We start from the raw sequence: 20,185 nt of genomic DNA, 5'->3' as shown, positions 1-20,185 counted from the left end.
ATGGCTGTGTTGTCTGCGTTCGCAGTCTGTCTCTGCGATGGGCATCCAGAACAGCGAACGCAGGCCTTGGCTGATTCCTAGGATCGGTGCTGTATTTGTCCAGGGACCACCTGGATCCAGCGGCCATGGCGCGCTTCGAGCTCCAGGCTCCCTACGAGCCCAAGGGCGACCAACCCACGGCCATTGAGGCCCTGGTGGAGGGTGTCGATGCCGGTGAGCGCTACCAGACCCTGCTGGGGGCCACGGGCACCGGTAAAACCTTCACCATCGCGAATGTGATCGCCCGCACCGGCCGCCCGGCCCTGGTGCTGGCCCACAACAAGACCCTGGCCGCTCAGCTCTGCAATGAGTTGCGGGAGTTCTTTCCGAACAACGCCGTCGAATATTTCATCTCTTACTACGACTATTACCAGCCGGAGGCCTATGTGCCGGTCTCCGATACCTACATCGCAAAAACAGCATCGATCAATGAGGAGATCGATATGCTGCGTCACTCCGCTACCCGCTCATTGTTCGAACGGCAGGATGTGATCGTGGTGGCCTCGATCAGTTGCATCTATGGCCTCGGCATTCCCTCGGAATACCTCAAGGCGGCCGTGCGCTTTCAGGTGGGCGAGTCTCTCAATCTGCGCGGATCCCTGCGCGAGCTGGTCAACAACCAGTATTCCCGCAACGACATCGAAGTGGGCCGCGGCCGCTTCCGCGTCAAAGGGGATGTGCTCGAGATCGGTCCCGCCTATGAAGATCGGCTGGTGCGCATTGAACTGTTCGGAGATGAGGTGGAGGCGATTCGCTATGTCGATCCCACCACCGGCGAAATCCTCCAGAGCCTCGAAACTATCAATATCTACCCTGCCAAGCACTTCGTCACGCCCAAGGACCGGCTGGAATCCGCGATCGCCGCCATCCGCGATGAACTGCATCAGCGCCTGGAGGTTCTCCATGGCCAGGGACGCCTGTTGGAAGCCCAGCGCCTGGAGCAGCGCACCACCTACGACCTGGAGATGCTGCAGCAGGTGGGCTACTGCAATGGCGTTGAGAATTATGCACGCCATCTGGCAGGGCGCCAGGCTGGCACACCACCGGAGTGCCTGATTGATTATTTCCCCGACGATTGGTTGCTGGTGGTGGATGAGAGCCACGTCACCTGCTCCCAGCTCCATGCCATGTACAACGGCGACCAGGCCCGTAAGCAGGTGCTGGTGGAGCATGGCTTTCGGCTGCCCAGCGCCGCCGACAACCGTCCGCTCAAGGCCGAGGAGTTCTGGTCGAAGGCCCGCCAGACCATCTTCGTGTCAGCCACCCCAGGCACCTGGGAGATGGACCAGAGCCACGGCCATGTGGCCCAGCAGGTGATCCGCCCCACAGGGGTGCTTGATCCGGTGGTGGAGGTGCGCCCCAGCGAGGGTCAGGTGGATGATCTGCTCGGCGAAATCCGCCTGAGGGCAGGCCGGGATGAGCGCACCTTGATCACCACCCTGACCAAACGGATGGCCGAGGACCTCACCGATTACCTCGCTGAAAATGGCGTGCGGGTGCGCTATCTGCACTCGGAGATCCATTCGATTGAGCGGATCGAGATCATCCAGGATCTGCGCAACGGTGAATTCGATGCCCTGGTGGGGGTGAACCTGCTGCGGGAAGGTCTGGATCTGCCGGAGGTGTCCCTGGTGGCGATTCTCGATGCCGACAAGGAAGGATTCCTGCGGGCGGAGCGCTCCTTGATTCAAACCATCGGCCGGGCGGCCCGCCATGTGGATGGGACGGCCTTGCTCTATGCCGACAACCTCACCAATTCGATGGTTCGCGCCATTTCCGAAACCGAGCGGCGCCGGGCGATTCAGCAGACCTACAACGAGACCCACGGCATCACCCCCAGCCCTGCCGGCAAGCGGGCCGGCAATGCCATTCTCAGCTTCCTGGAGGTGTCCAGGCGCGCTCAGGAGGACGCACCAGCTGCAGACGTTGAGCCGGCATCGTTCGCGATGGTGCCCCTCGATGCCCTGCCGGAGCTGATCCTGGAGCTGGAAGACAAGATGAAAGCCGCCGCCAAGAATCTGGAGTTCGAAGAGGCCGCCAACCTGCGCGACCGCATCAAGAAGCTGCGTCAGAAACTGGTGGGGAGGGCCTGAGGGTAGAGTGAAAAGCTCTCAGCTTCTCGCGCTGCGTTGAAGCTCAGCGGCCGGCGGCCTTGAGCACGATCTTGATCGTCTTGAACAGGATGAGCAGATCCAGCCAGACGCTGCTGTTGCGCAGATAGAAAAGGTCATAGCTCAGCTTCAGCTCAGCGTCCTCAACCGTGGAGGTGTACGGCATGTTCACCTGGGCCCAGCCGCTCAGCCCCGGCCGGATCCAGTGGCGCAGGCGGTAGTTGGGAATGCGTCGCTCCAGGTCTGTTTCCAGCTCCGGCCGCTCCGGCCGCGGGCCGATCAGGCTCATCTCCCCCCGAAGCACGTTGATCAGCTGGGGCAGCTCATCGAGCCGGGTGCGCCGCAGCCAGTGGCCTACAGGGGTGATGCGCCCGTCGTTCGGATCCGACCAGATCGCCTCCCCCTCCTCCTCCGCATCGGGAACCATCGTGCGCAGTTTGATCACCTCGAAGCGCTTGCCCTGCAGGCCCGTGCGCTTCTGCCGGTAGAGCACCGGTCCGCCATCGGTTATGCGGATCAAGGCAGCGGCGATGGCCAGCACCGGAGTGCAAATCAGCAGCAGCAGCAGACTCACCATCACATCGGCATAGCGTTTGAGCTGTCGCTCGAAGCCGCCACTGCGCTGCTCGCTGCGATCGGAGAACAGCAACCATTGATCTTCCACCCAGTGGGGCGGGATGCGCTGCAGCTCCTGCTCCGCCGCCAGTGCCAGGGAGGTGACGGGCCGGCCTTCAGCCAGGGCCCGGGCGCAGGAGTCGAGGCCATCGGGTTGCTTGAGCACCCCCTGGCTGAGGGCGAGGCCGCTGCTCTGGTTGCCGTCCGGCCCGCTCTCCAGCTGGCTGAAGCAGTCACCCAAGACATGGATGGATGGAGCCCGCGTGGCGCCGATTCGCTCCCATTCAGCCCGGATCGCCTCCTGCTCGCCGGGAAGAGTGACGATGGCCCACTGGTCCTGCTGGGTGGAGTGGGCCAGCTGGCGCAGCATCAGCCGCACGCCGGCGCTCCAGAGTGCCGCCAGGGTGAAGAGTGGCATCAGGCTGCCGCGGTGCAGCAGTGTTACCTCCGGCGCGGCCCGCAGCAACCAGCCCACCACCGCACCGGTGGCGGTGGTGGCGGCGCTGGTGATGACCAGGCGCACCACCAGCTGGCTCCAGCGCAGGCGCCGGGTCTTGACCAGGGTGAAGGACCCGAACAGCCAGCCGAGGCTGAGATAAGCCGCCACCAGCATGGCCAGCAGACCCAGCTGATTCTCCAGGACGCCATCCCGCTCCCGCACGATCCAGGCCGCCAGCAGGCAGACCCCCAGGGCATCGAGGCCCGCGGCCAGGGCCAGCCAGCGGCGGTGGCGCAACCAATGCACTAGGCCATGGCCTCCATCTCTGCGGTGGTGCTGCCGCCCAGATGGAAGCAGGCATGCACCGCCTGCAGGGCCTTGATCCCATCGGCCTCCGCCACCACGCAGCTGGTGCGGATCTCGCTGGTGGCGATCATCTCGATGTTCACACCGGCCTCCGCCAAGGCCCGGAACATGCGGGCGGCGGTGCCGTGGGTGCAAGGCATGCCCGCGCCCACGGCGCTCACCCGGGCGATGGCCAGGCCCTCCTCGAAGCGAGCCTCAGGCCAGGGGGCGAGCACCGGCTGCAGGGCCTGGCGGGCTCGGTTGAGGTCATCGCGGCGCAGGGTGAAGCTCATGTCGCGGCTCAGCTGCGGGCCCGAGCCGTGGGTGCGCTCCGACTGGACGATGGTGTCAAGGCTGATGCCGGCGTCGGCCAGGGCCCGGCAGACGGCTGCGGCCGTGCCAGGGCGATCGGGAACCTGGCGGACCACCACCTGGGCCTGGTTGCGGTCGAGGGCCACGCCGCGCACGGCCGGATCGCTCACGTCGCAGGGGAGCGGATTCTGGCGGAGCTGGTAGTCCTGCAGTTCGAACACCTCGGCGGCGGCGCGCAGGGCCCGCGCACCCTGGCTGCCCTCCACCAGGCAGCTCACTTTCACTTCACTGGTGGCGATCATGCGCAGATTGATGCCGTAGCGAGCCAGGGTGTCAAACAGGCGCGCGGCGATGCCTGGCCGCCCCATGATCCCGGCCCCGGAAATGCTGAGCTTGGCCAGCCCGCCCTGCGTGCTGAGGGCGCTCTCCTCCACCGCCAGTTTCTGGAGCAGGCCCCGGCAGACTTCGCGGGCCGCCTCCAGCTGGCTCTCCGAGAGGGTGAAGGCGATGTCGTTGCTCGCCCCGACATGGGTGGCCTGCACGATCAGATCCACGTTCAGCCCCGCCGCGGAGAGGGCCTCGAACAGCAGGGCGGCCACCCCGGGGTGGTCGGGCACCCTGGTGAGGGCCAGCACGGCTTGCTGGTGCTCCAGATCCGCCCCATCCACCGGCCGGCCCAGCTCCAGCCCTTCGCTGCCGATCGGCCGGGGGAAGCCGCTGATAAGCCGGGTGCCGGGGGCGTTGCTCCAGCTGGAGCGCACCACCAGGGGCACGCCGTAGTTGCGGGCGATCTCGACGGCGCGGGGATGGAGTACAGCCGCCCCGAGGCTGGCCAGCTCCAGCATCTCGTTGCAGCTCACCTCCTCCATCAGCTGGGCATCGCTCACCTGGCGCGGGTCGGTGGTGAGCACCCCGGCTACATCGGTGTAGATCTCGCAGACATCGGCCCCCAGGGCAGCGGCGAGGGCCACGGCGGAGGTGTCGGAGCCACCCCGGCCCAGGGTGGTGATCTCGGGCGTGCCGGCACTGCCGCTGCTGGTGCCCTGGAAGCCGGCCACCACCACCACCTGGCCATCCTCAAGCCGTTTGCGCAGCCGCTCGGTGCGCACCTCGAGGATGCGGGCACGGCCGTGGGCCGATTCGGTCACGATGCCCACCTGCGGTCCGGTCATCGACACGGCCGGCACGCCGATGCTGTGCAGAGCCATCGCCAGCAGGGCGATCGACACCTGCTCGCCCGTGGCCAGCAGCATGTCCATCTCCCGCTGGGGGGGCTCAGGGCAGAGCGCCCGCGCCAGGGAGGTGAGCTCATCGGTGGTGTGGCCCATGGCTGAGACCACGATCACCAGGTCGTGACCCTGCTCGCGGCTGGCGGCGATCCGCTGGGCCACCGCCTGGATCCGCTCCACGCTGCCGACGGAGGTTCCCCCGAATTTCTGAACCAGCAGGGCCATTCCGCTCGGCAGACGCGATGTGATGTCGCGATTATCGGGCGGTGGCCAGCAGCAGCCCATCGCGGAAGGCCTCACCAGCCTCGGCGCCCCGTTTGAGGGCGGCCTCCACCTCCAGCACCTGGGCCAGCAGGGTCAGCAGCCGGGCGGGGGTCCGTCCGCGGATCTGCCGGCGCATCACATAGATCCGCTTGGGGTTGCCGATGCCGGCGGCCTTGGCGATCACGGCCACGTCCTGCTCGCCGTGGCTTTCCAGCAGGCAGACCCAGAGCCAGCCCCTGACCTGGCTGGTGAGCGAGGCCACCAGCCGCAGGGCCGGCTCCCCCGCCTGCAGCAGGTCGTCGACCAGGGCGATCGCCGCGCCGGCATTCCCTTCCAGCAGGGCATCCCCCACCGCCAGGCTGGTGGTGCTGTGACCGCCCACCAGGGCCGCCACCGCCGCCACCTGAACCGGTGCCTCGCCGCTGTAGAGCGCCAGCTTCTCCAGTTCGCTGCTCAGCCGGGCGCTGTCGCTGCCGATTGCCTCCGCCAGGGCTTCGGCTGCCCCCGCCGCCAGCTTCACCCCCAGTTCTCTCGCCGTGCGCGCCACCAGCTCGATCTGGCCGGCCCCATCCCAGGCGGAGGGCAGCTGAAAGCTCTTCTCCAGGGCCTGCTGCCGCAGCGCCTTGGTGGTGCGCAGGCGGGCATCGGGTTTGCCGCTGCTCACCAGCACCAGGTGGCAACTCTCGGGAATCAGCTCCAGGCAGGCGTCCAGCTGGCCCGCCAGCTCGGCGGAGCAGGGGCTGGTGAAGGGACTGCGCTGCAGCAGCACCAGCCGGGCACCGCTGCCGAAGGGCGGGGTGCGGGCTTCGCTCAGGGCCTGGGCAGCCTGGGCGGCGTCTGAGCCATCGAGGCGGGTGAGGTTGATGCTGTGCCAGGCCGGGTCCACCTCCTTGTTGATCAACTCGTCGATCGCTCGGGTCCTGGCGGCCTCGTCGTCACCCCAGTAGAGATGGATGGGCATGGGGCGGCCTGGCTTGGATCTGGATCATCCGATCTTCAGCGAAAGTGTGCGGCGCATCCGCCAGTGGCTGGGTCCCACCGATCTCGACCCCGTGCAGCAGGAGCTGCTGGAGCGTCTGGTGCACAGCAGTGGTGATCTGGCCATCGCCGCCGATCTGCGCTTCAGCCCCGGTGCCTGCGGCTTGGGCCTGGAGGCCCTCGCTGCAGGGGCCGTGATCCTCACCGACACGGCCATGGCGGCCGCGGCCGTGGCGCCGATGGCCCGGCGCACCTTCGCCAACCCGGTGCGCTGCATCCTCGAGTGGGCCCCGGCCGTGGCGCCCCCCGGCGGTACACGCAGCGCCGAGGGGATGACGGCGGCACTGGCGGCCTGCCCCGGTGCGGTGGTCCTGATCGGCAGTGCCCCCACCGCCCTGGAGCGCCTGCTGGATCAACTGGAACAGCCCGGCGGTAGCCAGCGGCCGGCCCTGGTGATCGGCATGCCGGTGGGCTTCGTGGGAGTGGCCGAGAGCAAGCGGCGGCTGGCGGCCAGTGGGTGGCCCCAGATCCGGCTCGAGGGCAGCAAGGGTGGGGCCGGTCTGGTGGGGGCCAGCTGCAACGCCCTGCTGCGCCGGGCCTGGCTGAATCAGGCCGCGGCCCCAGGGCCCACGGCCTGAAGACCCACCGCCACATGGCTGTTGGCCTCGATCCGCCCCAGCACCTGGCGGGCCCGCTGCACCACCTCGGGCGGCACGCCCGCCAGCCGGGCCGCCTCGATGCCGTAGCTGCGACTGGCGCCACCCGGACGCACCTGGTGCAGGAACAGCAGGCGGTCGCCCGTTTCCTCCACCAGCACCTGGTAGTTGGCGACGCCCGGCAGCAGTGAGGCCAGTTCGTTGAGCTCGTGGTAGTGGGTGGCGAACACCGCCCGGGCCCGCAGCCCCGCCGCCAGGTGCTCCGCCACCGCCCAGGCGATCGAGAGGCCATCGAAGGTGGCGGTGCCGCGGCCGATCTCATCGAGCAGCACCAGGGAGCGGTCGGTGGCGTGGTGGAGGATGTTGGCGGTCTCGGCCATCTCCACCATGAAGGTGGACTGGCCGCTGGCCAGGTCATCGACGGCCCCCACCCGGGTGAAGATGCGATCAGCCAGGCCCAAGCGGGCTGAGCGGGCCGGGATCCAGCTGCCGATCTGCGCCATCAGCTGCAGCAGCCCGTTCTGGCGTAGGTAGCAGCTCTTGCCGCTGGCATTGGGGCCGGTGAGCACCACCAGGTCGGGGTGGCCCGGCTCCCCCAGGTGCAGATCGTTGGCGCTGAACGACTCCTCCACCAGCAGCTGCTCCACCACCGGGTGCCGCCCCGCCTCCACCTGCAGGCAGCGGCTGTGCTCCAGTTGCGGCCGGCAGTAGCCATGGCAGGCGGCCACCTCTGCCAGCGAGGCCAGGGCATCGAGGCCGGCCACGCCTCGTGCGGCCTGGCGGATCGGGGCGGCCAGCGCTCCCACCTGCTGGCGCAGCTGGGTGAAGAGGTCGTACTCCCGCTGGGCGGCGCGGGCGCGCAGCTCCAGGATGCGGCCTTCGCGGGCCTTGAGCTCCGGGGTGACGAAGCGCTCCTCGTTGGCCAGGGTCTGGCGGCGGATCCAGTGCTCGGGCACCCGCTCGGCCCGCGCCCGGCTCACCGAGAGGAAGTAGCCGAAGCTGCGGTGGAACTGCAGCCGCAGGGTGGGGATGCCGCTGCGGCGGCGCTCCTCCTGCTCCTGGGCCGCGAGCCACTGGTCCTGGTCATCGAGCCGGTTGCGCAGCCCATCGAGGCGGCCATCGACGCCGTCGTGGATCAGGCCCCCCTCGCTGAGGCTGAGCGGTGGGGCCTCCACCAGGGTGTGGCGCACCAGGGCCGCCAGCTGGGCCAGCTCTGGATCGCAGTGCTGCAGGGGGCTGAACACGGCGGCGGCCGCGGGCTCCAGCAGGGCGGCGAGGCGGGGCAGGCGCTCCAGACCGTCGGCGATGGAAACCAGGTCGCGGGCGGAGGCACTGCCGGCCCCGGCCCGGCCGGAGAGGCGCTCCAGGTCGCCCATGGGCCTCAGCAGCCGGCGCAGGGCCAGACGCAGGGGCCGCTGCTGCACCAACACGCCGATGCCCTCCTGGCGCCGCTCGATCGCCCCGAGATCCATCAGGGGGGCCTCCAGCCAGCGACGCAGGGTCCGGGCGCCCATGGCGGTCATGGTGCGATCGAGGGCCCAGAGCAATGACCCCTGAAACTGGCCATCCCGCTGGGTCTGGGTGATCTCCAGGTTGCGGCGGGTCTGGGCGTCGAGCACCAGCTGATCGCCGCGCTGCTGCAGGCAGGGCCGATCCAGGGGGATGCGGCCTGCGGTGGTAGCGGCGGTGGTGTCAGCTGGGTCGTCGGTGACCGGCTGGGTGTCATCGAGATAGCGCACCAGGCCGCCGGCGGCCCTCAGGGCCAGGGGCGCCTCACCCAGGCCCAGGCCTTCAAGGCTGGCGAGCTCGAAGCGCTCCAGCAGGGTGCGGCGCGCCTCCGGCAGGGTGAAGGGGGTGAGCGGCAGCTGGGTGCGCTGAATCGACTGCGGCGCCCAGGCCGGCTCGCCGGTCTCCGCGCTGGGCCAGAGCAGCTCGGCCGGCTGCAGCTGCAGGAGGTCCTGGTGCAGCTGATCGCTGCCCTGGCGCTGCAGCAGCTGGAAGTCGCCGGTGCTGACATCAGCCACCGCCAGCCCCCACTGGCCCTGCTCCAGCACCACCGCCGCCAGCCAGTTGTTGCGGCGCGCCGCCAGCATCCCCTCCTCCAGCACGGTGCCGGGGGTGAGCACGCGGGTGATCCCCCGCCGCAGCAGGGCGCCGGGGGCGGGGGTGCTCTCCAGCTGGTCGCAGAGGGCCACGGCGAGGCCGCGACGCACCAGTTCGCCGCAGTAGCGCTCGGCGGCGTGGTGGGGGATGCCCGCCATCGGCACCCGCCCGATGCGTTTGCCCCCCTCCTTGCCGGTGAGGGTGAGCTCCAGCAGCCGCGACACCCGGATGGCGTCCTCGAAGAAGCACTCATAGAAATCGCCGAGGCGATAGAGCAACACCCGCTCAGGGTGGGCCGCCTTTAGCTCCACGTAGTGACGCAGCACCGGCGGCAGCGCTTCCGGATCCACCAGGCTGTGGTGGTGCCAGGGGGGCAGAGCGTCGGCGGGATCCCCGGACTCGGCCAAGTCGCCGGACTTGGCCGGCTCGGGACTCTCAGCTTTGGAATCACTGGCCCTGGCCTGGCGCCGCCGGGGGCGGGCGGTGGCCTCCGCCATCAGCTGGTCATCGCTCTCGCCAGTGGGGCTGTCAGCGGCGGCTGTCCGGGCCGCGCTCCTCGGGGCAGGGTTGGCCTCCAGGCCGAGGGCAGCCACCAGCGAGAGCTGTTCTTCGGGCGGCGTGGCCACGGCTTGTTCAGGGGCTGAAGCGATCGTAGGGGGGGCGGCGAGACCCACCGGCCGACCGGCAATGCCCCGCGGCTTAGGCACTCCCCACAACTTGTGAAGGATGGCCAGCCCGGGCCGGAAAACCCCAGAAGCCCCATGGGAGAATCCAGCCACTGCCTGCCCCGGCCCGCGTGCCAGGGACCGCGCACTCCGCCCTCCCAACCATGCAGATCCTCAACACCCTCACCGTTCTGGCCCTGGTGGTTATGTCGTTTGCCCTCGTGGTGGCGGTCCCGGTGCTCTACGCCAGCACCGAGGACAGCGGCCGCTCCAATCGGCTGATCCTGCTGGGCGGCGCCGCCTGGGTGGCCCTGGTGCTGCTCAACTGGGGCATGAGCTATTTCGTGGCCTGAGTCCATTGACCGTTTTTGAAGGCCGCTTCACCAATATCAGCGCCTTGCGCATTGGCATCGTGGTCGGTCGTTTCAACGATCTGGTCACCGCCAAGTTGCTTAGTGCCTGCCTCGATGCCCTCTCCCGCCACGGCATCGACACCAGCCCCAGCAGTGAGCAGCTGGACCTGGCCTGGGTGCCCGGCAGCTTCGAGATTCCCCTGGTGGCCCAGCGCCTGGCGGCCTCGGGCCGCTACCAGGTGCTGATCACCCTGGGTGCGGTGATCAAGGGCGACACCCCCCACTTCGACTACGTCTGCGCGGAGGTGAGCAAGGGGGTGGCGGCTGTGTCACGCAGCACCGGTGTGCCGGTGATCTTTGGCGTGCTCACCACGGACACCATGCAGCAGGCTTTGGAGCGTGCCGGCATCAAGAGCAACCTGGGCTGGAGCTATGCCCTACAGGCCCTGGAGATGGGCAGCCTAATGGCGGTGCTGCCGGGCTGATGCTTGAGGCTACAGTTGTCATGATGGAGACGGATTAATGCTGCTGTAAAGGTCGAGCATGCTTCCACTGAAGCGTGCCATGCTGAACTCTCTAGCCTTGGATAGACCTTTGCGAGAGAGGTCCCGGCCGAGTTCGGAACTACTGAGCAGATCTAAGAGACGATCTCTTAATTCATCCACGCTGGTGGGGTCTTCGATGAAGAGCGCCGCATTGCCACAGGATTCACGACAGGGAGGTATCGAACTGGCGATCACCGGGCACCCCATGGCCATCGCTTCGAGGGGCGGGAGGCCCCATCCCTCTACTAAGGATGGAAAGACCAGCGCCAATGATCTCTTCATGTATGCCTCCAGAACTCTTCTTGAGGCAGAGCCAATCCATTCAATGCCATCAGCCTTAGCAGTAAGCATGTAGTCGCAAAGACTGTTTGAGAGCCATCCGTTTTTGCCGATAATTACAAACTTCAAATTGGGATATTGGGAGCGAACTTCTTTGAAGGCGGCAATTGACGTGGAATGATTCTTTTTTGGCTCGATGCTGCCAACCTGAATGATGAAAACTTCTTCTCCATTGTAAAGGCGATTGTAGATATGCTCACGGCCATGGATGCATGCATCATCCCCCTCGTTAGTGTGTGCTTCGTCTGGAACAGGCTGGGGAATAACCTTAAGTTTCCCTGATACGCTGCTCCCGTAGATATTCAGGAGCTGATCTGCGGTATATTGACTGATCGCGTGGACTGCCGATGAGGATGAGATTAGTTGTCTGAGTAGACGATAAAATGCTTCTGGATGATCGAGGCACAACTCAGGATGGGTGAGTGGTATCAGGTCGTGAATTGTTGTAACAGTCGGACAATTGCTTGCAATCAGTGGGAAGGGGAATGGATTGTGGAAGATGGTGCTGTCTGAAGAGGTGAGTTTAAAGGCTCGATTTTTTGCAGACGGTACTGCTATTCGGGTGCAGCTGGCTTTCCTATTGAAGCGTTCCTTGGCCAATTTGAACAGCTGCTTGGCCATAAGAAACTGAGCTGGTGGCAGTTCTCCTTGACCTGGCAGTCGCGCTTGTGCCACAGAGCTCAGTGGATCCTGCGAGGAAACTCGCTGAAGCCGCCTGGGAAAGAATCGAAAAGGCGGTAAATATAGAAGATCGGTTTTTAGCTTTAGTCTAATCTTTGCAATTGAACTAGTTTCACTATAAAGATCAAAAAGAGTCGAGCTAGCAAGTTCGCTGCCATCTTTATCTGATTGATGGCCTTCAAGTAGGATGTCTAGATCTAGGCTCCGTCTTCGTAAAGCATCAATCAAGGATCGACTAAAATATTTAATTCCGCTTCCATTGGAAGAAAAAGCTTCGGACGAATTGATAACAATGCGCATGTTACAGACCAAGTCAGATTTTATTGATCATGGCTTGAGTGGGGCTTGAAAGGCTTGGCTGTGCTAGGGGTAATAAACTCTAGACGAGAAAGGGAAGATGTCTTCGTTCCTTTTCCAACAGCCAGAGCGAGATCAACAAGCCAACGATGTTAATTAGAAGGCCGGAAAGGACTGGAGTCCACTGGAGCTGCCCAGCAATCAGACAATCGCGTAGAGAACTCAAAATCTGGTAGAGGGGGTTAAAGGTGGCTGTCCACATCAGAGGGCCAAGCCGTTCTTTCTCATACAGTATTGGAGACAGTAAAAAGACTAGCTGCAATACAATTGGAACCAACTGATAGAAGTCACGATATCGTGCGCCGAGGAGGCAGATGATTAACGGCACCCAAAACATAAAGGCAAAAAGGTTGAGTAGTGGGAGCCAGGATAGCCAGAGAAAATTGAGGATCAGGGAGTGCTGGATAAAACTAAGCGCTAGAACAATGAGAATAAATGACTGCAGAAATGTCTGAACATGAAATGACCATTCTTCAAGGGTGTAGAAGACTGGATTAATATTGGTATTATGGAGATGATTGGCATTGTGCTCAAATAGGGTTGGAGCAGAGCCGAGAGCCATCGATATCCCATTCCAGATGGTGAGTCCAATGCCCAGAAAGACCACGTAGGTTGAAAAGTTTTCGATCTTGAAAACTGTACCGTAGACAATAGCGAGGACTCCAATTGAGAAAAGGTTAGAAATCCCAAGCCAGAAGCTCCCAAACAGTGTTCTTGCGAAACGCGCGCGAGTTCGCGCTGTTGCAGTGAACCACCAGGCCCTGCGGGAGCGCCAGGCATAGCAAATGGTGTCAGCAATAGGTGTCATGATAATAGGAGAGTGATTCTTCTAGGCTGGAATCGCAAACGATGCGTCCCTGATCAAAGACAAGACCACGCGTGCAAAACTTTCGCAGCAAATCATCGGAGTGAGACGCCAGAATCAGCGTGCCGGCTGACTCAATAAAGGCCCTCATGCGCTGCTCTGCTTTGTCGTAAAAGCTGCTGTCCCCTGCTCCAAATCCCTCATCCAAGGCCAAGCACTCATGCTGGCTCCCTGTCAGTAAGGAAAAAAGTAATCTGGCTCCCATCCCTTCGCTATAGCTTTTGACTGGAAGGTGAATGAAGTCCCCAAGTCCGGAGAAGTTGATAACATCGTCAAGAAATTGCTGAAAGCCACGCAGATGGCCATTGACGAGGAGATAGTGCGCTTTGGCAGCCTGCAGTCCGCTGAGCTCATTGCTGGTGATGAAGCTTTTCTGAATCATTGGATGGACGACGACTCGGGTCGTCAGTTGACCTTGAGTTGGCTGATAGATGCCACTCAGCAGTTTTAGAAAAGTGGACTTTCCTGCGCCATTGTGACCGATCAAGGCCACACGCTCGCCATGCCTGATCGTGCAGGTGACCCCACGAAGCGCTTCAATCTCCGCTCCTGCACTAACCCTGCGCAGATTGCCTCCAGTGACTGAGCGGAGAAGTGCAGTTTTTAAGCTGCGAGTTTCACTAGAGTAAATCGGGATGCGTAGCCAGACGTCATCGGTAGAGATCACCGGCTCACGGAATCCAGCAATGCCTGGATGCCCTGCTGTTGACGGCTGAGGTCGAGTCGTTTTGCCAGCTGGTATCCCCTCTCTGACAGCTCTGTCCATAGGGCGGTGTTTTGCGCAAGACGAATCAGTGCGTTCCTGAATTGTTCGCCCCCGTCATCAAGGCTGAAAAACAGCGAGGAACCGCTGTGAAGCTCGCGATGGACAGGGATGCGACTGATCAGGGTGGGCAGGCCTTCGGCTTTGGCCTCCAGGACAGGATAGTCGAAGCCTTCCATGACGCTCGCTGAAACCAGGGCCAGAGACGTTCGTAGCCTCTCTACCAGAGCGGGACCGTCCAGGGCTTCCACGAATTCGACCCTCTCTGGGTGCGATTGAGAACGTCGAAGCGCCTGCAGGCTGAGTGTCTGCCGCCCAGAACGTCCTACTACCACCAAGCGTCCAGGCCAGTCAGGCCGTTGCTCCAGTAGCTGTCCGAAGGCGCGCAAGACAAAGGCGACATTCTTGTTTGCATCATGACGTGCCAGCATAACCAAGTCGTGGCTGGATGGACAGGTGAGACGCGGCCGCTCTAGGGCAATCCCATTCCAGACCACCTCCACCTTGCTGGCGGGTACGCCCAGATCAACCAGCTGATCGGCGACGTATCCGCTGATCGCCACGATGCGATTGGCACGTCGAAGATGGATGGGAGTCCAGAACCGGTAGCGTAGCCAGGCCTTTCGGCTGTTCGGGAAAAAGAGAGGTGTGAGATCGTGACAGGTGATGACCTGCTTTAACAACGGCAGTGCGAACAGGTAGTCGCAGTAAGGACTGTAAACCGCTTCAATGTCGTCTGCCATGATTCCGGCAGTGGAGATTGCTGCCCGCACGCTGACGCCATGCTGAGTCAGGGAGAGCCGCTGCAGCCAGCGTATTCGCCTGGCCCTGGGTAGATCAGTGGGCAGCTCGTTATCGATAATACAATGCAGTCCAGAGATGTTGTTGATCTGTAGCCTGAATCCAGGCAGGCCAGGCATTACCCTTTGAACATAGCTGGAAAAGCCCGAATAACCTGGTTGGTAGAGCAATAAGTTGCTGACTAGCATATTGATGTAAGGGCTTCCTGCTGTCGTTCCCAGATCGCTCTGGCAAACACGTGCTCATACCTCTGTCTTGCTGATACCGATGCTTTCCGATGCCAGTCCGGTCGCACGACCAGCAACGTGATCGCTTTCGCAAGATCCTGCGGACCGTGCAAGGGCCAGGGGGGGGGGTTCCCCAGTGCCTCTCCAAGGCCGCTGACCCAGGCCATGCCAGATCGAGCTCTCTCCAAGGCCAGAGCGGGTACACCACACGCCATCGACTCGAGTTGCACGATCCCGAACGCCTCGTTGCTCTGGTCGGCAGGCAGAACCAGCAGGTCGCTGCCCTCCAGGAGCGTGGCTTTGAACTGTTCAGTGACCCGGCCGTGAAAGTGGATCGACCGGGCCTTGGGACTGCGACGGGCAAGCACCTCGAGGTTCGCGCGCCATGGTCCATCTCCCACGATGTTCAGAGAGGTGGCCTCGCTGACCGTGAAGGCTTCGATCAACCAATCCACTCGCTTGTATCGGTTCAGCCGGCCAATGAAGAGGACATTGAACTCCGCTGACGGTTCCTCTCCCAACATCGAAAGCCGCCGCTTCCAGATGGCCGTAGCCGTCAATTCTGCTGATTGACCCAGGCAGCAGGGCAGCACAGTCAGCCGCTCGACCGGAACCCCCTCGGCTCGCAGGGCTGCCGCCAGCACCGGTGATGTGGTGACCACGTGTTGAACCCCCCGCGCTGCCCATCGCAGGGCCAACCATTGATAGGCAGCGATCAGCCAGCCTCGTGGTCCGGGTTCTCGCTCGAGGAAGACATGCCAGTGGAGATCGATTCGACGCCCAGGCCGCAGCAGCCTGGCGAGCAGGCCGATCGACAGCAGGGCCGGGCAGGGGAGGTGGATGTAAAGAGGTGTTGAACTGAACAGGATGGCAAGCAGCAGCCGATGTGGCAGGGGAATGAGCAGCTGCCCAAAGCTCAGGTGGGGTAGGCAAGAGCGGGCATAGGGAACCGGAAGGGGATCCGGATTCCGTTGTTGATTGGCATTCAGGCTGAAGGTGATGCAGGACATTCCTCTGCAGTGCCATGAGGACGCCATCTCATGTGCCACTCTCTCGACGCCGCCGTAGCCGGGTGGCCATTCCCTCAGTAGTTGAATCCAACCCGTTGCCGTGAATGATGCGATATCGTGAAAGGAAGGTTTTGCGTCTGTCGCGACGAATTCACAAGCGTCTTGAATCTGCAGGCTAGGTTGAATAAACTCTGTATAGGCTGTGGGTAGCTTCTGAGGCGCTTTAAATTTTGTTGCGGCCAGTGAAGTCACCAGGGCAAAGGAGCGTATCAACAGCCATATCGCCGCAGTGCAGAAGCTGATCCAGCGACTTCCTGCCTGCTCGCGAAACAGCTTTTCAACCGCCAGAACGCTCCATTTTCTCTGAGAAGAAAGAGAGGTGCTGTGCAGGCGATAGGCCATCAAGGCCTCCTTGATGCATCCGTAAGTCGGTGGTGGAGTGTTGCGATAAATGCGCAGCCAAAGGCCATAATCTTCATGTCTTTCTGGCTGAAAGTGAGAAGTAAAAGATGACTTTCGAATTATAACAGAAGATAGCGGAATGGTGTTTCCCAGAAAGAGTAGGGGGTAGCTGATGTGCCTAGGAGGGATCCTGTATTCCCGTACTTTGAGGTCACGATCCTCGAATCGGTAATACCCTGTGACGGACATGTCGACATTCTTTCGGGCATGAAAGTCCAGCTGCGCCTCAAGCTTTGTTGGATGCCAGAGGTCGTCGGCATCCAGAAAGGCAACCAGCTCTGCCTGTGCGGCGGAGACCCCCAGGTTGCGTGCCAGCCAGGGACCCGGGAAGTGCTCGGCATCGGCGACCCGCAACAGGCGGAAGCGTGGGTCGGTGGCTGCCAGTTCGGAGGCGATGTGAGCGGCTTCATGCCCTGAACAGTCGTCAACCAGCAGGCATTCCCATTCGGCCACCGTTTGCGCCTGCAACGACCGGCAGGCTTGGGCCAGCAAGGTCCCTTGGTTACGGAACGGAAGGACAATCGATACCTTTGGTGGCATCAGGTCAAAGGTCAGGGAGCCAGGCAGTTTTCATCAGTGGATGGCAGAGAAGGTAGTGGCGTTGGCGATGGGCCAGTCGCCTGCGCAGAGGTTCTGAGCTGCATAGGCGACGGCAATAGTTGCTCAGCTGGCTGATGCTGCAACTCTGCCAGTGCAGGGACCGAAAGGAATCCCACAGGGGCCAGCATCCCAGGATCGGCACGATGCAGCCGTGGGCGACGGCTTCCAGTTGTGCGAGTCCAAACGATTCGTAGTCTGCCGGGATGACCATCAGCTTCGCCTCTTCCAGCAGCCGGGATATCTCCGTGTCGCTCGGGGCCACCTCCAGCTGCAGCTCCGGGATCGCGGGCTCGGTTGAGGGGATGACCGGCACGATCGCCATGGCGCCAAGGCCCGTGGCGCGCACCAGCTCCAGAAAGCGGGGCCAACCTTTCTGCACCGTCGGTCTTCCGAGGAACAGCAGATCGATGCGGCGGCTGGAAGCCGGTGGCAGCCGCCCCAATTGTGTCCGGATCTGCGGGCCTAAGGCGTGACTGGACAGCCGGCAGCGAGGTCCCGCCAGCAGGCGCTGCTCGTGGTCAGTCTGGACGTAGATCACGATCCCGAGCCACTGCACTGCCTGCAGCATTCGCTGGGCCAGCCATGCCCGCCAGCGATGGCGGACATGGGCGGGATCGTGGAAACTCGGCAGCCAGCTCACACGGATGGATGGTCGTGCCACCCGCAGCCTCAGGGCCAGGAGATAGGCCCAGCCACTGTCACAACCGAAAATCAGAAGGTGATCGTGCCGCCGGAGCCTTCGGATCGCCACCGTTCCCGGCAGAACTCCATCCTGCAAAGACATCGGTCTGGAGCCATCAATGGGTGGTGCCGCCACCACGATCGTCGCTAGGTCTGCATGGCCGTCGGCTGCGGGGCCGCTGCTGAGAACTCCGACGACCTCAAGTGCAAGCCGCCGAATGCCGCCAATCTGCCGGAAGCCCTCTGGTCGGTAAGCCAGAGCAATCGCAGGGGGCAGGGGAGGTTGTTGCACCTCAGCGTCCAAGGGCCTTTTCATAGATGTCTGCCGTGTCTTCAGCGGTCCGTCGCCAGCTAAAGAGGCTGGCCTGTTCGAGCGAGCGGGTCGAAAGGGTGCGACGCAGGGACGGTGAGGCGAGCACCTGCTCGATGGCGGCACGGAGTTCTGCGGCGCTGCGGGGGTCGACCTTCAGGGCTGCTTCACCGGTGACTTCCGGCAGGGAGGAGGTGGCACCCACGATCACGGGTGCTCCACACTGCATTGCCTCCAGGGGAGGCAGACCAAACCCCTCGTACAACGAGGGGTAAACGAAGACAGCAGCAGTGGAGAACAGCGCCGCCAATTGCTGGTCGGGCACATGCCCGGTGATCACGATCGACTCGCAGGCTGGACTGTCCTGGATCTGCTGCATCAGGGCTGTCGTCTTCCAGCCAAGGGAGCCTGCCAGCACCAACTTGAGGGAGTCGTGTTCTCCATCAGAGTGGATCGATTCGAACACCTCGATCAGGAGGCGGAGGTTCTTGCGAGGCTCCAGTGTGCAGAGGCTGAGAATGATGGTGTCCGTTTCTCCCAGACCATGGTGTTGCCGGGTCTTCGCCAGCGCTGCGGGGTCGCGGATGGGGCCGAGTTCGGGGGAAGCAGCCAGTGGTGTCACGTGGATCTGCGATTCGGGAATGCGTTGGCTGAAGCGCAGAAAGTCTTTTCGGGTCGAGTCCGACACGCAAATGACATGGTCCGTGGGCTGGAGCGTATCGACCAATTCTCTGAAATGGCGGATGGTTTCCTCTGTGAAGAATTCGGGATGGATCAGCGGCAGCATGTCGTGGACCGTGACCACCGAAGGCAGGCCGGCGCGGCGCACCTCAGGAGGAACGCACTGAAACGGTGTGTGGAACACGGTGGAGCCCGGATGACAGCGGTCCAGAGCCTTCCGTAGCTTCCCTTCAGCGCTCTGGCGCAGCAGCTTGGAGGCGAGCACCCTGCGGTAGAGCGGCTTCAGTATGGCCTTGACCGGTGCAGGCGGCCGCAGGAGCCAGCTGGGCGTGCGCCGAGCGAGGACTGGTGCACCCATACTCCGTTGCCGTAGTTGAGTCAGTTCCGCTGCCACGGATTCCGCCAGCAGAGGATCGGGGCAGTAGGGGAGCAGGCGATTCCTCTGAAGCCGCTCGAGGCTGATCAACAGCTGGCTCGCATATCGGTAGATCCCCCCGCGGGATACGGCTGCCCGATGGCCCTGTCCGAGAATCAATGCGTCGAAGACAAGATCAATACCGGCATCGGCCCTGGGATCCTGCGTGGGGTGCGTGTTCACAGGCGCGTTCCTGGGCTTGACCAGATGCAACTTAGGGGGTGGGCCTGGCCCCGAGCCGCTCGCTGATCGAGCGCAGCGGCGCCGTGAGTTTCCAGGATGTGCTCTGTAGGAGGTCCCGGATCTTCTGCTGGGCCGCGATCGCTTCAGCGCGAGCCTGATCGCGTTCCTGGATCAGTTGGGTTCGATCGTGGTGCCACTCCTTCTGCTGTTCCTGCAGCAACTCCCGTAACTCCTTCAGTTGCTCGTCACGTTGCTGCCGGGCTCCGTCCCGTTCGCCTCGAAGTTGTTGGCAGAGACGCCACATCAACGCCGACTCCTGAACGGCCCAGTGGCTGAACTGGGCACGCAGCTCAGGATGCTCATTGGCGAGGTCTTGCACGAGGCGACCCACCGCCTGGATGTCGTAGTGATCCAGGCTATCGCCGCGGGTGCTCTTCTCGTCATGGATGGCCGTCACATCGCTGGCGTAGTAAGGCGTCTTGCCCAGGTGGCTCCAGCAGTCCAGACAGAGGGCCACGTCCTCGCCGCAGACCCGGAAAGTCTCCCGGAAGCGCAGGCTGAGAAAGTCGCTGCGGCGGATCACCATGAGCGCCCCGGTGACGGCCGGCATCGGCCCCGATTCCTGCACTTCAAGGCCATCGGGGTCGATCAGGGGGCCAAGCTGATCAGGCCGGAAGCGGTTGTAGGGGCAACCATCATTGGCAAACAGCAGGCCGGCGTGGGTGAGCATGCCTTCAGAGTTGCGCAGCCGTCCACCCACCAACCCGACCTCGGGGAGTGTCTCCAGGATCTGGGCGGCCCGATCGAGGCAGCCGGGATCGAGCACGACGTCGTCGTTGACCAGAACCAGCAGCTCGCCGAGTGCCTGTTCGGCCAACCGATTCATGTTGGCGGCGAAGTGGTATGCCGTTCGGCTGGCGATTCGGAAGGTTGGGTGGGCTGGGGCTTCGATCCTTTCTTCATCGGTGCTGGAGCCATTCCAGGAACAGAGGACTTCGTCGCTTGGCTGCCAGAACCGCCGCGCCTGCTCCAGGCTGGCCAGCATCCGGTTCAGGAGCTGCGGCTGGCGCGAAATCACCAGGCAGGACATTGTGGGGATGCTGGGAGAGATTGCGGCCACGGGGATGGGGGGCTGGAAAGAACGGCCTGAGGCCGG

At 63.2% G+C, this 20,185-nt stretch carries 16 protein-coding genes; 4 read left to right on the top strand and 12 right to left on the bottom strand.

Annotated elements, in window-relative coordinates:
• Positions 1-125 precede the first annotated feature (125 nt).
• On the top strand, positions 126-2,132 hold the full coding sequence (uvrB, locus tag KBY67_RS00175; protein WP_255107328.1) for an excinuclease ABC subunit UvrB: 2,007 nt from the start codon (positions 126-128) through the stop codon (positions 2,130-2,132).
• A gap of 43 nt (positions 2,133-2,175) precedes the next feature.
• On the opposite strand, the gene KBY67_RS00170 is transcribed toward uvrB, so the two are convergent.
• Genes KBY67_RS00170 through holA form a run of 3 tightly spaced genes read right to left on the bottom strand, consistent with a single transcriptional unit; the run spans position 2,176 to position 6,315 of the window.
• Positions 2,176-3,510: an exopolysaccharide biosynthesis polyprenyl glycosylphosphotransferase gene (locus KBY67_RS00170; RefSeq protein WP_255107327.1), complete on the bottom strand. Its 1,335-nt coding sequence runs from the start codon at positions 3,508-3,510 to the stop codon at positions 2,176-2,178.
• A complete protein-coding gene (locus KBY67_RS00165) occupies positions 3,510-5,315 on the bottom strand; it encodes an aspartate kinase (RefSeq protein WP_255107326.1) in 1,806 nt (601 codons plus the stop codon). Before KBY67_RS00165 ends, KBY67_RS00170 begins: the two co-directional genes overlap by 1 nt.
• Before the next feature lie 31 nt (positions 5,316-5,346).
• Positions 5,347-6,315 (bottom strand): DNA polymerase III subunit delta, encoded by a 969-nt coding sequence (holA, locus tag KBY67_RS00160; RefSeq protein ID WP_255107325.1) that lies wholly within the window; start codon positions 6,313-6,315, stop codon positions 5,347-5,349.
• On the opposite strand from holA, the gene KBY67_RS00155 reads away from it, so the two are divergent.
• Entirely contained in the window at positions 6,308-6,970 is a 663-nt protein-coding gene (locus KBY67_RS00155; protein ID WP_255107324.1) for a precorrin-8X methylmutase, read from the top strand. The genes holA and KBY67_RS00155 overlap by 8 nt on opposite strands.
• Here KBY67_RS00155 and mutS read toward each other — a convergent pair.
• A complete protein-coding gene (gene mutS / locus KBY67_RS00150) occupies positions 6,940-9,717 on the bottom strand; it encodes a DNA mismatch repair protein MutS (protein WP_255107323.1) in 2,778 nt (925 codons plus the stop codon). The two genes, KBY67_RS00155 and mutS, sit on opposite strands and share 31 nt — an antisense overlap.
• Positions 9,718-9,920: 203 nt before the next feature.
• On the opposite strand from mutS, the gene psbZ reads away from it, so the two are divergent.
• Positions 9,921-10,109, top strand: a complete 189-nt coding sequence (gene psbZ / locus KBY67_RS00145) for a photosystem II reaction center protein PsbZ (RefSeq protein ID WP_255107321.1) — start codon at positions 9,921-9,923, stop codon at positions 10,107-10,109.
• A 5-nt stretch (positions 10,110-10,114) separates the two neighbouring features.
• A complete protein-coding gene (gene ribH, locus KBY67_RS00140) occupies positions 10,115-10,594 on the top strand; it encodes a 6,7-dimethyl-8-ribityllumazine synthase (RefSeq protein WP_255107319.1) in 480 nt (159 codons plus the stop codon).
• Between the two features lie 18 nt (positions 10,595-10,612).
• Here ribH and KBY67_RS00135 read toward each other — a convergent pair whose 3' ends face one another.
• From KBY67_RS00135 to KBY67_RS00100, 8 genes are all read right to left on the bottom strand, one after another.
• A complete protein-coding gene (locus tag KBY67_RS00135; protein WP_255107316.1) occupies positions 10,613-11,974 on the bottom strand; it encodes a glycosyltransferase family 1 protein in 1,362 nt (453 codons plus the stop codon).
• A 79-nt stretch (positions 11,975-12,053) separates the two neighbouring features.
• On the bottom strand, positions 12,054-12,839 hold the full coding sequence (locus KBY67_RS00130) for an ABC transporter permease (protein WP_255107314.1): 786 nt from the start codon (positions 12,837-12,839) through the stop codon (positions 12,054-12,056).
• Positions 12,823-13,563, bottom strand: a complete 741-nt coding sequence (locus KBY67_RS00125; protein WP_255107311.1) for an ABC transporter ATP-binding protein — start codon at positions 13,561-13,563, stop codon at positions 12,823-12,825. Before KBY67_RS00125 ends, KBY67_RS00130 begins: the two co-directional genes overlap by 17 nt.
• On the bottom strand, positions 13,560-14,648 hold the full coding sequence (locus KBY67_RS00120) for a glycosyltransferase family 1 protein (RefSeq protein ID WP_255107309.1): 1,089 nt from the start codon (positions 14,646-14,648) through the stop codon (positions 13,560-13,562). Before KBY67_RS00120 ends, KBY67_RS00125 begins: the two co-directional genes overlap by 4 nt.
• A complete protein-coding gene (locus KBY67_RS00115) occupies positions 14,642-16,699 on the bottom strand; it encodes a glycosyltransferase (RefSeq protein ID WP_255107306.1) in 2,058 nt (685 codons plus the stop codon). Before KBY67_RS00115 ends, KBY67_RS00120 begins: the two co-directional genes overlap by 7 nt.
• Positions 16,700-16,703: 4 nt before the next feature.
• Positions 16,704-17,420: a hypothetical protein gene (locus tag KBY67_RS00110; protein ID WP_255107297.1), complete on the bottom strand. Its 717-nt coding sequence runs from the start codon at positions 17,418-17,420 to the stop codon at positions 16,704-16,706.
• 313 nt (positions 17,421-17,733) lie between these two features.
• Entirely contained in the window at positions 17,734-19,059 is a 1,326-nt protein-coding gene (locus KBY67_RS00105) for a glycosyltransferase family 1 protein (protein ID WP_255107295.1), read from the bottom strand.
• Position 19,060: 1 nt separating this feature from the next.
• Positions 19,061-20,149: a glycosyltransferase gene (locus KBY67_RS00100; RefSeq protein ID WP_255107292.1), complete on the bottom strand. Its 1,089-nt coding sequence runs from the start codon at positions 20,147-20,149 to the stop codon at positions 19,061-19,063.
• Positions 20,150-20,185: the final 36 nt, after the last annotated feature.

This window comes from Synechococcus sp. RedBA-s (assembly GCF_024345495.1).
Lineage (GTDB): Bacteria > Cyanobacteriota > Cyanobacteriia > PCC-6307 > Cyanobiaceae > Regnicoccus_A.
The sequence above is the reverse complement of the archived record's forward strand: the minus strand, read 5'-3'. Positions and strand labels throughout refer to the sequence as shown.